Below are 15,947 nucleotides of genomic sequence, written 5' to 3'. Positions count from 1 at the left end.
GCTAAACTTGCACCACTCTGTTATAAGTAACTGTAATGCAGCGCATTAACAGAGCGCATCCTAGGATGCGCAAGCTTAACAGGGGATCATCATGCCGATCATTATCGCCGATATTATGAGTACCCGAGTCGTCACGGTTGAAATGGACGATCGATTAACTGTGGCGAAGGAAATCTTCGACCAAGCGAGCTTTCATCACTTGTTGGTCGTCGATGAGTACCAACTTGAAGGCGTGTTATCGGAGCGGGATCTATTGCGCGCGATTAGCCCGAACTTGGGCAGTAGCGCGGAAACCGCAAGAGACTTAGAAACTCTACAAAAACGTGTACATCAAGTGATGACGCGTAATCCGGTTACCGTCGCACCCCACATCAATTTAGATACGGCCACCCGCATGTTATTAGATAACGATATCGGCTGCTTACCCGTGTTAGAGGACGGTAAATTGGTTGGGATTGTTACTTGGAAAGACTTATTACGTGCCTATTGTGAATACAGGACACAAAATCAAAGCGAGTGCTAATCCTAAGACTGCACTCGCTTCTGTTCTCAATAACTCAGTTCAAATCACTCAGTTTGCCTAACTTAAATCGCCCAACCACCCATATAAAACACCACTAAACCTAAAGTGATGGCAAGCACGCCTAACTTCAGTTTGCGCCATTCGCCACTGCAAATACGGCCTACCACCAGTGTCACAAAACCCAGCATAATACCGGTAACGATATTACAGCTTAAGATGATAAACACAGCGCAGGTTAAGCCCGACATGGCATCAACTTTATCGTCAAAGTCGAGTTTCGCCACATTACTCAGCATCAACAAACCCACATACATCAAAGCAGGCGCTGTCGCATAGGCAGGCACTAAGTAGCTTAATGGCGCTAAAAACATCATCAACAAAAACAGTACGCCAACTATGGTAGCCGTTAAACCTGTCTTACCGCCCGCTGCAGTCCCCGCCGCCGACTCGATATACACAGCCGCTGGTGCACCGCCGACTAAACCTGCCACCATACTGCTGACTGAGTCTGAGGTTAAGGCTTTACCGCCGCCGACAATATTGTCGTCTTTATCGAGTAAATTCGCTTGCCCAGCCACAGCACGGATAGTGCCGGTCGCATCGAAAATCGCCGTCATCACTAACGCTAATACGATAGGCAATACCACAGGATTAAAAGCACCCATAATATCGAGCTGTCCAATCAGTGAATGCTCTGAGGTAAAATCAGGCAAGGCGAACAAACCTTGGTATTTAACGCTCGGATCGAACACTAAACCAAATACCGATAGCGCGATAATCACCAACAAAATACCGCCTGGTACACCGCGGCGCTCTAAACCAATTGTCGCCGCTAAACCTATAACGGTAGCGATAACAGGTAAGCTGTTAATGTCGCCTAACTTCACCGGTAAGCCTGCGCTATTGGCCACAATCAACTGCACACTGTTAGTCGCAATCAAAAGTAAAAACAAGCCGATACCTATGCCTGTACCGTGGGCTATGCCCTTTGGTAAATTAGCCAGCACCCACTGGCGAATACCTGTCACACTCACAAGTGTGAACGTCACACCCATTAGGAAAATAGCGCCTAAGGTGACTGGAATCGACATTCCCTGACCTAGTACTAAGCTAAACGCAGTAAAGGCCGTGAGCGAAATAGCGCAGCCAATCGCCATAGGTAAGTTAGCCCATAAACCCATGAGCAAAGAACCAAATGAAGCAATTAAACAGGTGGCGATAAACACGGCGCCGGGATCAAATCCCGCTTGGCCTAACATGTTAGGCACCACAATCACTGAGTAGACCATAGCGAGGAAGGTTGTGAATCCCGCAATCACTTCTTGGCGAACTGTACTGCCACGTTGTTGAATAGAAAAATAACGGTCCAGAAACGAACCAGAGGGTACGGCTGTTGAACTCAATTGCTCAGACATAATGTTGTTATACCTTGTGATCTCTTAAAATGGGGTCGGTACCAATTACCCTAAAACGCAATTGGCGACGCTGGCTGCGGCAGATTAGAGCCCCAAATCCATCAGACTTGGGTGAGAGATCCACATCATTTTCCTACTGTGGGAAAAATCCATGATCTGCAAGCAGTGATGCCTCGCGATGATTAAAAAGCCATTAACCATGTAGACGCAGCCGTTGTTGGCCGCGGATGATACTGGAATCTCCCAAAGATAGCTAAGACATCGCCTACACTTCGATAAAAAATTAGCGGCAAAAACTGAAATCTGTTGTTTAAAAAAAACGCCTAAACTTATGTAATAACTGCTACTTAATATCACATTAATCACGATAAGAGTCTGCCAGTGCCGCGTAAACGTACGCTAACTTCCCCCCCCTCCTTCATCTCCCAATATTAGAATATGGCAAGTCAACCAAACCTTGATACTTAGTGTATTGATACTTGGCGTATTAACGTTTCAGGGGTTGTTGTACAAGGAGCCACACTTACGCTTTATGTAACGAACACCTCGTCATTCACACAGCCTGCGTGAATATGCGATCTTGGTAGCTTTATTGAACAAAAAATTACTCTGCTTTTACAGCCACATCAATATGACTTATGCTTAGAGGCACTGATGGGACTACACTTAGCTGACTATGAAAGAAAAAGGATTGGGTATGGACGAAAGGCGTAAGTTTTCGCGGATTCTATTTGCCACGAGCGCACATCTACAACAAGGTGGAGCACAGTGGGAGACGACCATTCTCGATTTGAGTCTAAATGGTGCCTTGGTTGAAGAACCGCAAAATTTTATTAATTCGGGTGATGCTATTACCCTCAGTTTTGCCTTACCAGAATCTGACATTGAGATCCGTATGGAAACTGAGTTGGTCCATCAAAAAAATGCCCAATTAGGTTTGAAGTGTAACTTTATCGATGTTGATAGTATCAGCCACCTAAAACGTATGGTGGAACTGAACCTAGGTGATGCTTCTTTGCTAAATCGTGAACTCATGTTGTTTATCGAAAAACACAATATCACAGATTAAGACACTCGCTCACAAACAGCGCCTAATGGCGCTGTTTTGCTTGCTGGTGTTAATCTCACTCGCGAGCATTTGATGCTAAATCGCTTCTAGCGCTTCGGATAACTTAGAAACACCCACCACTTCCATCCCAGCAGGAGGCTTTTTCGGCACATTGGCCTTGGGCACGATTGCTCGCTTAAAACCATGCTTAGCGGCTTCGATTAATCGCTCTTGCCCATTGGGCACAGGACGAATTTCGCCGGACAGCCCGACTTCACCAAAGGCAACTAAATCGCTAGGTAAAATATCACCGCGAAAACTCGATACCATAGCCAAGAGTAACGTTAAGTCGGCACTGGTTTCAGTCACTTTCACGCCGCCCACCACGTTAACAAACACGTCCTGATCCGACATCTGCAAACCACCATGGCGGTGCATTACGGCAAGCAACATGGCCAAACGGTTTGCATCCATACCCACAGCCACGCGGCGCGGGTTAGACATGGCCGAGTTATCCACCAGCACTTGCAGCTCCACCAGCAAGGGCCGCGTGCCTTCCCAAACCACCATGACAAGCGAGCCAGATGATTCTTCTTCACCACGAGAGAGGAAGATTGCCGAAGGATTGGCGACTTCCTTTAAGCCGCGCTCTGTCATGGCAAATACGCCTAATTCATTGATCGCGCCAAAACGATTTTTATGGGAGCGCAAGGTGCGGTAACGACTATCGCTATCCCCTTCGAACATCACAGAGCAGTCGATACAATGTTCCAATACCTTGGGCCCAGCCAAACTGCCATCTTTGGTTACATGGCCGACCATAATCACGGCAATGCCATTTTCTTTCGCAAAACGGGTTAAGTAAGAAGCGGATTCACGCACCTGCGACACACTGCCAGGGCTCGATGCCACATCACTCATGTGCATCACTTGAATCGAGTCAACAACGATGACTTTAGGCAATTCTTTAAGGGCAACTTCGCAAATTTGCTCGACGCTGGTTTCAGACAACATCCGCAATTTATTGGTTGGTAAACCAAGGCGATGGGCGCGCATCGCTACCTGCTGCAACGATTCTTCACCCGTGACATAAAGTGCAGGCATTTGCTCGGCCAGATGACACAGAGTTTGCAATAAAAGCGTACTCTTACCTGCGCCTGGATGTCCGCCAATCAAAATGGCAGAACCTGGTACAATCCCACCACCGAGCACTCGATCTAATTCGCCAAAATGACTCAAGATCCGCGGTAAGGCATTAAGATCGATTTGATCTAATGTCTTCACTTCATTGCTGCTTGCTCCGGCATAACCGACAAACTTAGTGCTGCGCCCAGGCGAAGCTGCACCGAGCCTCACCTCAGTGATCGTATTCCATTCCTGACAAGCGCTACACTGCCCTTGCCAACGGGGAAAGTCTTGTCCACACTCATTACATACGTACGCCGTTTTATTCTTTGCCATAACTCATTAAAATCTGTATAAAATCAATTTAAGTAACTGCGAATACTGCCGACATAAGACTAACAGCCCAATACAAAATAAGCATTAAAAAGAACCCTACATGAGTCTAGATAACCATAGTGCACTCATCGAACAGCTCAAGCCATTGCTCATGGAACCTAACTTCCATGAGATTTTCCAGCAGCTGACGATAGATGAAACCAATTCGACCCGTTTTCTAGTGAAAATGGAACTCAGTCGTTTGGCTTCACCATGCACGCGAATTATCGATCTCAGGGATAAATCTGAGCTTCCTTGTGTTGAAGTGATGTTAGGTCAACAGCGACATTTTTTAGATGAACCCGCCAAAAACAGTATGCATGAGGCCATGTCACTGTTTCGCAACCAATATACCTTGGGAGTATACGAGTATGTGCTCAATGCTCACCAACAACGTCGGTTAAAGTTGCGCCAAAGTGTCACGCAGGTAGAGGCCGCAGAATCAGAGCCTTTTATGGTGCCAGGCGTGGTATTAGGCAGTTATTTCAACCGCACAGAAGAGCGGATGAATTACAGTATTCGCATCGCAGCATCGCAAACCGGTCGTGGTGAAGTACAAGGAATAACTGCAGATTTATCCGTAGGTGGTGCCCGTATTCGTCTTGCAGCCAACCATCCCTTCGATCTCGACCATCCCCTAAAAATAAAGTTACTGGAACTCAGTGAGGAATTTTACTATCCCGATCTCCAGCTCGGTGTTGACTATGAGGTTGTCGATAGCCAAACCAATGGCGAATATATTTGGTTAAGACTCAAGCGTATTGGGGGCAGCGAAGCCTTAAGTGAAATGCTTGGCAATTTAATCCGCGGCTACAAACTGCGTTACAAAGTAGATGTGAATGATGTGATAGTCACAGCAACAGGGCTTGGATTTGAGCGTCATTATTTACCCCATTTACCGCACTTACCTTTATATTTCAATACTCAAACGCAAGGTTTGAGCCACATGCTACTCAGCCGAGACAACCAGCAGATAGTACATTATTTTCAAGATGAAAATGATGTGAGCCAGTTACCAGCTATGCTGACACCAAGCCGTTTATCTGCGCTACTTAATCATCCTGAAAATCCCGACCATGGACTATTTTTTAGCTTTACCTATAATGCTCAAGGTTGCTTATATTTTTACTCTGCCACCTTAGCAGAGCTTAAAGCTAAGGGCATGATGCCTTTATTCCTAGGCTTTGCATCGACCAAACCTAGCTGGCGGATCTTTAAAGTTACCCAAGATAAAATTTATCATGATAAGGGCTATCGCCGCGCAACCCTGCCGGGCGATGAGGCTAAATTCAGCCCATTGGTCGAACAACAATTATCACAATTTAGTCATTTGCTTCAGCTCATCGAAATCAGCAACGAAGATACCAGAGGCCATTACAAAGCTTGGCAAGACGATAGTAATGCCAACGCCCTAAAAACCTTTGGTCAACAAAGACTGACCACCAATCAAATTAAGTTAGTTTCCATGCAGTTTAGCGAGCGACGCCAAGAGGCGCGTTTCGCCTTTAAAACCTTAGTTAATGTGACTCAAGACAAGCACAAAGCCACGGGCATTACTTTAGATATTTCTAGCCGAGGCATGCAATTAACCTTGGATAATCCTGCCGATTTTTCATCAAATAAACCACTACTGTTAAGCTTCCCAAAGCTCCAAACCATAGCAGGCAAAACACAGCTAGATAACCTCCCCTACCGCTTAGTGCGTACCCGCAAGAATGGTGTAACCTTGCATTTAACCGCCGTTATGGGCCATACGCCCCATGTTGGGGTCGAATTTTTAAATAAACTTATTGCCCATAACAAAGAAAAATTAGAGCAACTCACCGAAAACAATAGTGAAATCAAAGAACTTGCCGATGGTTTAAAAAATATTTTGATGCATGATTTACATTCTGTGCCCTATTTTGTTGAAAAAACGACAAAATCTGCCCAAGTCGCTTGTTTAGGCGTTGGTACACAACAGGATGAGATCAGCGATATTTTTGCCGCGGGCACCTCAGATACCCTGCAATATAATTTAGCGCCACTGCTAAAAGACGGTTTTTTTAAGCAAGATATTCTCGAACCTATCCGTCAAATGAAACCTCAACAGGACATGGATTTTATTGAAGTGTTTATTCAGTTAATTCGTCAATCTCGCGGAAAAATCTTTTTAAAGTGCACTCTTGCAACTGAAATCGGTGATGTCGAAGCACAGATAACCTTTATCAATCAGAGCAAAGCATTAGGCAGGTTCCTCGCCCTACGCATTTATCGCGGCGCGACAGAGAAGCCAGACATGAACTACCTACGCCGTGAATTGGAATACATTAATATTCATGCAAACCATAAAGCTAAGCAGTTAGAAGAACAGTTATGGCGTGTGATTGGTGTCGGCGAACTGTTAGATATTACCCAAGAAGTCGAATTAAGATACCCAGTACTTCATAAAAAGCAGTCTTAATTGTTCAATACCGCCAGATCAAAACTTAAATACCAATCCCTTATCTTAGGAAAATGATCACTGGTGGCATCTAAATGCGTCAGCATATCTGCATGACCATAGTCATGCTTAAAGCCATTATCCTTAGAGAGAAGCGTCGATTTAACCCGTTTAAAACCACACTCTACGACCATATCCGCCACATCTTCTGGATGCCCCAACACAGTATCGTTTTGCCCTGAGATAAACCAAGCCGGTGGCCAATGAGCATGCTTTGCCGCTTTCGCATAATCAAATCTATCATCGTGATCGATCCAATCGCCCCGCACCCAATCGATACTTTGAACTAATGAGGCGCGGCTCTCATTGTCCATACCAATGCGCAGCTTATCGGCGGCGAGGTAACCTTGTCCCATCGCTAAACCTGGCGCTAAACGATTCCAAAAAACATCAACCATTAACCACTTTTTGAAGGATTTAACCCGAATTGTCCGTTTGCTACCGAAAGTAAGCAGTGAACGAACGCTTTGCTGCAAATCAGGATATCGGGCCAAACTACTCGCCATCAACACACCGCCCCATGAATGGGCACACCAATGCACCTGCGAAGGCGCCACGGCTTTATGAGTCGTCTGCTCTTGGCAGACTTTTTGATGTAAATCGAGAATCGCCTGCTGCACTAAAGGTAACTGCTCGCGGATCACTTCACCCTGCCCTAAGGTAAAATCACGATCAATTTTAGGCAAGCTGAGCCCTCTTCCTGCAGTATCCAGCACATACACCACAAATCCCGCCTTCGCTAAATAACAACCAAGACCACGGCCACTCTGGCTATAAAACACCCGACCGTTAGACATAGCGCCATGGAGCATGAGGATAGGCGTCTTAGAAAAATCAGGCGCAGCCGGTAATAACTGGCGTAGATGCAGTTGACCATCGCGGTACGGCAGGTAGATTGAAGACTGTGAAATGGTCGAAATTGAGCCTTGGGCGAGCTGAGTCAAAATAAGTCACTGGTAGTTTATCAATATCCCTAAACTACCAGCTCATCAATAAAAGACAAGAGTCATTGCTCTAACTCAGTCTCTATCCAGACTTATATTTAAATAAATGAATAACCTAGATTTGTAGCAGATAAGGTAGAACCCGCAGGTCGAGATGGCGAATATTGGCATCCGCCGCCGCAGCCAGCTTAGGTTTGGCATGGAAAGCGATACCAAAATCCGCTGCCATCACCATAGGAATATCATTCGCGCCATCGCCGATCGCGACTCTTTGGCCTTTTGGAATTTGCCACTGCTCACTGCAACGCTCAACCACATCTGCTTTAAACTGCGCATCCACAACTTTACCCGTTACTTCACCCGCAAGTTTACCGTCAGTGATCACTAACTCATTAGCAAAGGCCGCATCTAAGTTTAACAGCAGCCTTAAATGGCCAACAAAAGGCGTAAAGCCGCCAGATGCCACCACTAAACGCCAGCCATGGGATTTAAGCTCTAAAAGCATAGGCTCAAGCCCTGGCATCAAAGGCAAGTTGTCGCACAAGGTCGTGATAATACTGGCATCAGCGCCCTTAAGCTGTGCCACGCGCTGGCGCAAACTCTGCTCAAAATCTAGCTCACCTTGCATAGCACGTTCAGTAATCGCCGCCACGCGCTCGCCAACGCCTGCCATGGCCGCTAATTCATCAATACATTCAATCTGAATCGCCGTTGAATCCATGTCCATCACTAATAAACCGGGATGATTCAAGCAAGGCAAATCAAAATTGATGACATGCAATTCAGCTAAAGACTGCGGGAATGCCGCTAACTGCGCCTGAGAAGGCAAATTTACCAGTGCCAACTCGATACAATGTAAACCAACTTGGCGTTCGATATGGGCGATACCGATAACGTTAGACTGAGGCAATTGCGCTATCCAGGCCGATATTGTCGCCTCTACCGCGGCATCTTGATAAATAATTCGCACACGTGAAACACCAGCGGGGTTTGCTGACTCTTGATAACGTTCAAACACTTGCCCTTGGCGTTCAAACCTTGGGGAATGGTCAGAGACTAACCACAAAAAAAGCGCATCTTGGTTCAAGCTTTCCATCGGACTTAAATTCTCCAACTATCGGGCTCACTCAGAATCAATTATGATTAGGCAAGCGCTCTACATTTTAAGGGTCAAAGTGTTATATCTTAAAGGGCTAAAGAAAAGCCATAAAATCAGTAGACTGATCCAAATTGCCGCCGCCTTCGCCTTGATATTCGGCTTAGTACAATTGTGGCAAACAAGCCTACTACAAGGTCAGCTGCTTCTAAAGTCCCAAACTCAAAAGATGGCCAGATTACTGGTACAGCAAACCGCTTATGGTGCCGCGCCCGCGCTACAACTGCAAAATGACGAGCAGTTGCAATGGCTCGCCAGCGCTTTAGTCGAAGATCCTAAGGTGATGTCCGCCGCCATCTTCAGTGACCAAGGCATGCGGCTATCCTTCGCTCAAAGCATCACTAAGGATGTAGTTGATCCTGACTCGGAAGAAATGAATTTGCTGCTAAGCAAATATCCTCCCTATGTAGAGCCCGTGATCCAAGAAGGGAAAAATCTAGGTTATGTCGAAGTCAGGCTTGATACCAAGTTATTTTTCAATGAAATCAAAGAAGCCCATAATTTAAACATGGAGCAACAACAAATCATGCTGTTGGTTGCAGGCTTGATTGGTATGTTGCTTTCACGCTCTTTGTCTTTCAAACGTGCCGACTTCGACCGCCGCCGCTTTAGGGTTAAGTTGCGTCAAGCGCCGAAAAAACCTAAGAAACGATCCATAGCTGAAGAGCCATCAGAAAGTGTTAATGATGGTTTGACGCAAGTGCTAACCGAAGATCAACTGGTGTCGACCACTGATAATCCACAAGAAAAAGCGGCTAAACCCACTAAGGCGCCAAAAGCAGTGACAGAGGCAAATACCGATAAGCTCACTCAGACCAGCGTGCAAACTAAGGCCGAAAAAACGTCAAAAAAATCATTGGAATTACAGGATAATACAGCAGTTGAAAACGCGACAAACGATGCGGTTCAAGCGGCACCTGTAAAGATGAAACCTAAAGTTAAAAGTGTCCGCCGGGTAAAACATGCGACTAAAGCGACAGCCGCTGCGGCCGAAACCTCGACGCCAAAAACGCTCAATGAGCCAAGCGATCTCGACACAGATTCAACAGGTTAATCTCGATCTCAATAGATAGGAAAATCACTACACCTAGATAGCTAAGCTCTAGATAAGCCTTAAACAAGCAATTTCTAATAACCAAACCATTAATAACAAAGTCGAATAGAACAGCCGCTAAAAATTGGCATAAAAAAGGGTTCGCATTGCGAACCCTTTTTTCAGTAGCACACTCTTACAGAATCACAGTTACAGTGTAATCGCCGCTTCTAATGTCATGATAATCATGTCATTGAATGTGGTTTGACGTTCTTCTGCAGAAGTCTTTTCACCGGTGCGGATATGGTCAGATACAGTCACAACGCACAGGGCACGCGCACCAAACTCATGGGCAACACCGTACAAACCAGCCGCTTCCATTTCAACGCCTAATACGCCCATCTTCTCCATCACGTCAAACATTTGTGGATCAGGAGTGTAGAACAGGTCCGCAGAGAAAATGTTACCTACGCGAACTTTAGTGCCACGAGCTTTCGCAGATTCGATAACCGCATTCATCAGCTCATAGTTAGCGATAGCGGCAAAATCTTGGCCTTTAAAACGTAAACGGTTAACCGCTGAGTCAGTACATGCACCCATACCGATGATCACGTCACGTACTTTAACGTCAGTGCTGATCGCACCACAAGTACCCACACGGATCAGGTTCTTAACGCCGTAATCACGAATTAATTCAGTTGCATAGATAGAGCATGAAGGAATACCCATGCCAGAACCCATTACTGAAATACGCTTACCTTTGTAAGTACCAGTAAAACCTAGCATGTTTCGAACATCAGTCACTTGCTCAACATTTTCTAAGAATGTTTCAGCAATATATTTTGCACGTAATGGATCGCCTGGAAACAGCATTGTCTCAGCGAATGCGCCCTCTACAGCATTAATGTGTGGTGTTGCCATCGAAATAACCCCTGTTTATTTTATTAAGACTTAAGTCTTTGTTTACTGGCGGCAAATGTCAGCCGCCAAATCGAAATAAATGCTAATTTGCCTAAAGGAAAGATTCACCATAGGCCATAGGTTCAAGCTTAAAGTGGCTAGCAATAGATTGACCGATATCGGCAAAGCTCTTACGACGCCCCAAAGAACCTGCTTTCAATCCAGCGCCAAAGGCTAATACTGGCACATATTCACGAGTATGATCCGTACCTTGCCATGTTGGATCGCAACCGTGATCCGCCGTTAAAATCAGCAGATCGTCTTCACCTAATAATGCGAGCATTTCAGGCAAACGGGCATCAAAATATTCCAGCCCTTTGGCGTAGCCAGCAACATCACGGCGATGACCGTAGTGAGAGTCGAAATCAACGAAGTTAGTAAACACGATAGTGTTATCACCCGCAGATTTCACTTCGGCTAAGGTCGCATCGAAAAGTGCTTCTAAGCCGTTCGCCTTCACTTTTTTAGTGATACCACAGTAAGCATAAATGTCGGCAATCTTGCCTACACTCACCACTTCACCGCCAGCCTCTTTCAGCTTATCGAGTACAGTTTTTGCAGGTGGCGCGAGCGAATAATCCTTACGATTGCCGGTACGGGCAAAATCACTTGGACCAGTACCATCAAATGGACGGGCAATGACGCGACCTATGTTGTAAGGCTCTAACTCTTCACGGGTTATTTCGCAAAGACGATAGAGATTGTCTAAACCGAAGGTTTCTTCATGACAAGCGATTTGGAATACTGAATCAGCAGAGGTGTAGAAAATAGGCTTGCCAGAGCGCATGTGCTCTTCGCCTAACTCTTCTAAAATGGTTGTACCTGAGGCATGGCAATTACCTAAGAATCCATCCAGACCTGCACGGGCTAAGATCTTATCCGTCAGTTCTTTAGGGAAAGAATTTTGATGCTCGCTGAAATAACCCCACTCGAATAGTACGGGCACGCCCGCCATCTCCCAGTGACCGCTCGGCGTATCTTTACCCGAACTTAACTCTTGTGCATGACCATAAGCACCAATCAGCTCAACATTATCGCCAAAACCGGGTGCAAAGGCGCCAGTACTTTCCATCGCCGCATGGCCTAGACCTAAGCGCGCTAAGTTAGGTAATTTCAGCGGACCTTCACGGCCAATATCGGCTTTGCCTTCGGCGCATGCTTTAGCAATATGACCAAAAGTATCGGAACCGACATCACCAAAGCTTGCTGCATCAGCAGAAGCACCGACTCCAAAGGAGTCCAACATCATAATAATGGTACGTTTCATAATTCTTCCTTAAAGATCCGATGCACGAATATAGGCATAGATCTCAGGTGTTTTTTCTGGAGCGGTTTCACCAATGTGAATCGCTTTTTTCACCGCAAGTTCAGCTTCCGCGAAGGCGGCTTCAGACTGTGCATGGATAACGGCAATCGGAGTCGATGAATCTACTTTATCGCCTAAAGCACACACTTGAGTTAAGCCAACACTATAGTCTAGTGCATCACCGGGCTTACGGCGGCCGCCACCTAAGGTCACAACCGCTAAACCTAATTCACGGGTATCCATGCTATAGGCATAACCTTTCATATCGGCAAAAACTGGACGAATAATTTGTGATTGCGGTAGGTATTTATTGTAGTTTTCAACAAAATCGACTGGACCACCAAGACCCGACACCATCTTGCCAAAGAGTTCTGCAGCGCGACCATTGTCGAGTACACGATTCAGTTTAGCGCGAGCATCGGCTTCATTGCTTGCAAGACCGCCCAGAAGCAACATCTCAGCGCAAAGACCCATAGTGACTTCATATAAACGCGGGTTACGGTAAGCACCCGTTAAAAAGTCGATGGCTTCTTTCACTTCAACCGCGTTACCGGCGCAAGATGCAAGCACTTGATTCATATCGGTAAGCAAAGCTGTCGTTTTAGTGCCCGCGCCATTAGCAACAGCTGCAATACTGCGAGCTAATTCTTCCGATGCTTCATAGGTTGGCATGAAAGCACCACTACCGACTTTCACATCCATCGCTAGCGCATCTAAATTACAGGCTAATTTCTTAGACAAAATCGACGCTGTGATGAGGGAAATGGATTCAACGGTGGCGGTATTATCGCGGATAGAATAGAAACGTTTGTCGGCAGGAACGAGATCGCCTGTTTGACCAATAATCGCAACACCGACTTCTTTAACCACTTTGCGGAATAATTCACTTGATGGCTCAGTTTGATAACCCGGAATGGCATCAAACTTATCGAGCGTGCCGCCCGTATGACCTAGGCCACGTCCAGAAATCATAGGCACATAACCACCACAAGCCGCAGCCATAGGGCCAAGCATGAGGCTAATCACATCACCCACACCGCCAGTGCTGTGTTTGTCGATAACAGGGCCATTGAGTCCCAATGACTGCCAATTAAGTACAGTGCCAGAATCACGCATCGCTGTTGTTAAAGCGATTCTTTCATCCATGTTCATGTCATTAAAGTACACAGCCATGCCTAATGCGGCAATCTGGCCTTCGGACACTGCGTTAGTAGTGATACCTTGAACAAAAAACTGTATTTCTGCGGAACTTAGCGCTAAACCATTACGTTTTTTACGAATAATCTCTTGAGCTAGAAACATGATACTGCCTCCAAGATAGACACTAACAACCCTGTCGCTAGTGCTTATCTTTGCAATGAAACATCAAAACTGTAGCAATATTACAAGTTCATACTATCGAAGTTTTGAGTTTGCCAAATAGATTTAGGTCACACTTAATTAGGCTCGCTATACGCTGATAGTATTAATCAGCGATAGTTTGCAATTAATAGCCTTGAGTCGGCTTAGGCGCATCAGCTAATTCTAGTGTGTGTAACAAGCTGTTTAGTAAACTTGAAGCACCAAATCTAAAGGTACGTGGTGAAACCCATTCAGCACCTAAAATACGCTCAGCAACACCAAGGAATTCAGCCGCTTGTGCAGCATCACGCACACCACCGGCAGGCTTGAAGCCTACTTGTGTATTCTTCTCGCTAATCACAGTTAACATGATTTCAGCGGCTTCAAGTGTGGCGTTTACAGGCACTTTACCAGTAGAGGTTTTAATAAAGTCAGCACCTGCATCGATTGAAAGCTCTGATGCACGGCGGATAAGTGCAGGATCAGCTAACACGCCAGATTCGATGATGACTTTTAACAAGACTTCACCACAGGCTTCTTTACAGGCTTTAACTAATTCAAAACCAATTGTTTCATTGCCTTCCATCAGTGCGCGGTATGGGAATACCACGTCAACTTCGTCAGCACCATAGGCAACGGCGGCGCGAGTTTCTAACACAGCAATGGCAATGTCATCATTGCCATGGGGAAAGTTAGTCACAGTGGCGATTTGGATATCTTCAGCACCGATTTCATCTAACGTCTTGCGTGCAATCGGGATGAAACGTGGGTAAATGCAGATAGCGGCAGTATTGCCCGCAGCCGTTTTCGCTTTGTGGCACAGGTCGATCACTTTTTGATCTGTGTCGTCATCATTCAAAGTCGTTAAGTCCATTAACTCAATGGCGCGTTGTGCTGCTTTTTTTAAATCAGTCATAATAGCTCTCCAAAATAAAAATTAAATGAATAGAAATCAGTCGCATAAAAGCAACGCTTGAGAGGTGGCATTATTTTGATTATTTTTATATGGCCGGGCCTTCAGGCGGTGCCGAGTAATTTGCTTGTACAAACTACCTTGTTGTAGGTATTCAATCTTGCCTAAGTCATAAAGAGCAATAGGCATCCTGACACTTAAAATAACTTATAAGTGACCACGACTTGAATCCTTGAAGACCGGAAGAGAGGATACGAATAAAATCTTGCTCCTACTTTTCCGCGAAAAATCCATTTTAGCGCGAGAAAAACACAAACCTTTATATAAACCCACTTGTTAGCCTAATAGGCTTAGATAAAGACTCATGGTAAAACTAAAGATGGAGCCGCATAATGCGGCTCCAACAAGCAATAATTACAAGAGATTAGAACTTGTAAGTTGCTGACAGGTAGTGTGACCAACCTGTTGATTCTAGAGCTAGAGCACCAGCACCATCTTCTAACAGATAAACGTCTTTGAAGCCTTTCAAGCCATAGCCCAGAGCATAACGATCTGAATGCCAGTATAGGCCGAAGAAGATGTTACCACCGTTTGACGTTTTTGGTACGAAAGCAGCTTGGTCTTCATCTGCACCGAATTGATAATCGATGTAACCTTGGAATGACAGGAAGCTCTTGTTATCAAAGAAGTAGAAAGGTTTGAACCAGTTAGCAGAGAACTGATATCCGTTCCACTCTTTAGCATTCAGGTCGTAGAAACCATATAGGTTCATACCTGTTTTGCCTAACCAAGGCACGTTTACATCAGCACCAACACCCCAGAATGAAGAGTTAACGCCTTCACCATTCAGACCGTCCCAGTTGAACAGAGTAGAGAAGTAAACTTCTTGAACTGGGCCAAAAGATAAGTCTTTACCAGTCAAAGCATCGATAGACACACGTGGAGCAAACTTCATGAAAATTTTGCTTGTGCCAGAACCTGGGTTCTTGTCACCGTTGCTGCTTGATTGGTTTGCTAAGTTGAATACGTCAACATAACCGTATAGATCGAATACGCCAGAACGACCGCCGAATTCCATTTCTAAGTAGTTGTGTTGATCGCCTGTTGCTGGGTTATCTGGCTTTTCACCAATAGAGTACATAGCGTTGAACTGCATCCACTTGTAATCAGTACCGTGAAGATCAGTACGATCAGCAGCAAATGCGTTGCCAGAGATTGCTGCTACTGCAGTAGCGGCTAAAGCTAAAGTTTTAACGTTTTTCATCATCAACCCCATTTATCTTGTTTGCTACCATCGAGGGTAGCGTTCTTTTTGTGGCGTTCGCA

General features: G+C 45.5%; 13 protein-coding genes. 4 read left to right on the top strand and 9 right to left on the bottom strand.

Annotation, left to right across the window (positions count from 1 at the left end; genetic code table 11):
- Positions 1-91 precede the first annotated feature (91 nt).
- The gene (locus L5M28_RS13695) at positions 92-523 is read left to right on the top strand and encodes a CBS domain-containing protein (RefSeq protein ID WP_028761428.1); all 432 of its coding nucleotides are present in this window, start codon (positions 92-94) and stop codon (positions 521-523) included.
- 62 nt (positions 524-585) lie between these two features.
- Here the strand turns inward: L5M28_RS13695 and L5M28_RS13690 are convergent, their stop codons facing one another.
- A complete protein-coding gene (locus L5M28_RS13690; RefSeq protein ID WP_131523249.1) occupies positions 586-1,938 on the bottom strand; it encodes an NCS2 family permease in 1,353 nt (450 codons plus the stop codon).
- A gap of 697 nt (positions 1,939-2,635) precedes the next feature.
- Between L5M28_RS13690 and L5M28_RS13685 the strand changes: the two genes are divergently transcribed.
- Positions 2,636-3,007, top strand: coding sequence for a PilZ domain-containing protein (locus L5M28_RS13685; protein ID WP_173243387.1), 372 nt, complete (start codon positions 2,636-2,638; stop codon positions 3,005-3,007).
- 75 nt (positions 3,008-3,082) lie between these two features.
- Here L5M28_RS13685 and radA read toward each other — a convergent pair whose 3' ends face one another.
- Entirely contained in the window at positions 3,083-4,447 is a 1,365-nt protein-coding gene (radA, locus tag L5M28_RS13680) for a DNA repair protein RadA (RefSeq protein WP_006082696.1), read from the bottom strand.
- Positions 4,448-4,547: 100 nt separating this feature from the next.
- Here radA and L5M28_RS13675 point away from each other — a divergent pair, with 100 nt between their 5' ends.
- Positions 4,548-6,929 carry a PilZ domain-containing protein gene (locus tag L5M28_RS13675; RefSeq protein WP_263203619.1) on the top strand — a complete coding sequence of 794 codons (2,382 nt, stop codon included), beginning with the start codon at positions 4,548-4,550 and terminating at the stop codon, positions 6,927-6,929.
- Here L5M28_RS13675 and L5M28_RS13670 read toward each other — a convergent pair.
- The gene (locus tag L5M28_RS13670) at positions 6,926-7,912 is read right to left on the bottom strand and encodes an alpha/beta fold hydrolase (RefSeq protein ID WP_263195678.1); all 987 of its coding nucleotides are present in this window, start codon (positions 7,910-7,912) and stop codon (positions 6,926-6,928) included. The genes L5M28_RS13675 and L5M28_RS13670 overlap by 4 nt on opposite strands.
- 115 nt (positions 7,913-8,027) lie before the next feature.
- Entirely contained in the window at positions 8,028-9,008 is a 981-nt protein-coding gene (gene serB / locus L5M28_RS13665) for a phosphoserine phosphatase SerB (protein ID WP_263195677.1), read from the bottom strand.
- Positions 9,009-9,087: 79 nt separating this feature from the next.
- Between serB and L5M28_RS13660 the strand changes: the two genes are divergently transcribed.
- Positions 9,088-10,122 (top strand): YtjB family periplasmic protein, encoded by a 1,035-nt coding sequence (locus L5M28_RS13660; RefSeq protein WP_263203618.1) that lies wholly within the window; start codon positions 9,088-9,090, stop codon positions 10,120-10,122.
- 189 nt (positions 10,123-10,311) lie between these two features.
- Here L5M28_RS13660 and deoD read toward each other — a convergent pair whose 3' ends face one another.
- The 5 genes from deoD to L5M28_RS13635 all read right to left on the bottom strand — a co-directional run bounded on the left by deoD (position 10,312) and on the right by L5M28_RS13635 (position 15,885).
- Complete coding sequence (gene deoD, locus L5M28_RS13655) at positions 10,312-11,022, bottom strand: purine-nucleoside phosphorylase (protein WP_113939310.1); 711 nt, start codon at positions 11,020-11,022, stop codon at positions 10,312-10,314.
- A gap of 91 nt (positions 11,023-11,113) precedes the next feature.
- Positions 11,114-12,328, bottom strand: a complete 1,215-nt coding sequence (locus L5M28_RS13650) for a phosphopentomutase (RefSeq protein WP_212599321.1) — start codon at positions 12,326-12,328, stop codon at positions 11,114-11,116.
- Between the two features lie 9 nt (positions 12,329-12,337).
- Entirely contained in the window at positions 12,338-13,669 is a 1,332-nt protein-coding gene (gene deoA / locus L5M28_RS13645) for a thymidine phosphorylase (protein ID WP_263195675.1), read from the bottom strand.
- A 184-nt stretch (positions 13,670-13,853) separates the two neighbouring features.
- Entirely contained in the window at positions 13,854-14,624 is a 771-nt protein-coding gene (deoC, locus tag L5M28_RS13640; RefSeq protein WP_219234627.1) for a deoxyribose-phosphate aldolase, read from the bottom strand.
- Positions 14,625-15,045: 421 nt separating this feature from the next.
- Positions 15,046-15,885: an outer membrane protein OmpK gene (locus tag L5M28_RS13635; protein WP_113939307.1), complete on the bottom strand. Its 840-nt coding sequence runs from the start codon at positions 15,883-15,885 to the stop codon at positions 15,046-15,048.
- Positions 15,886-15,947 lie beyond the last annotated feature (62 nt).

This window comes from Shewanella sp. SW32 (assembly GCF_025653365.1).
In the GTDB taxonomy this organism is placed as follows: Bacteria; Pseudomonadota; Gammaproteobacteria; order Enterobacterales; family Shewanellaceae; genus Shewanella; species Shewanella oncorhynchi.
This window is presented reverse-complemented; position numbering and strand designations above follow the sequence as displayed.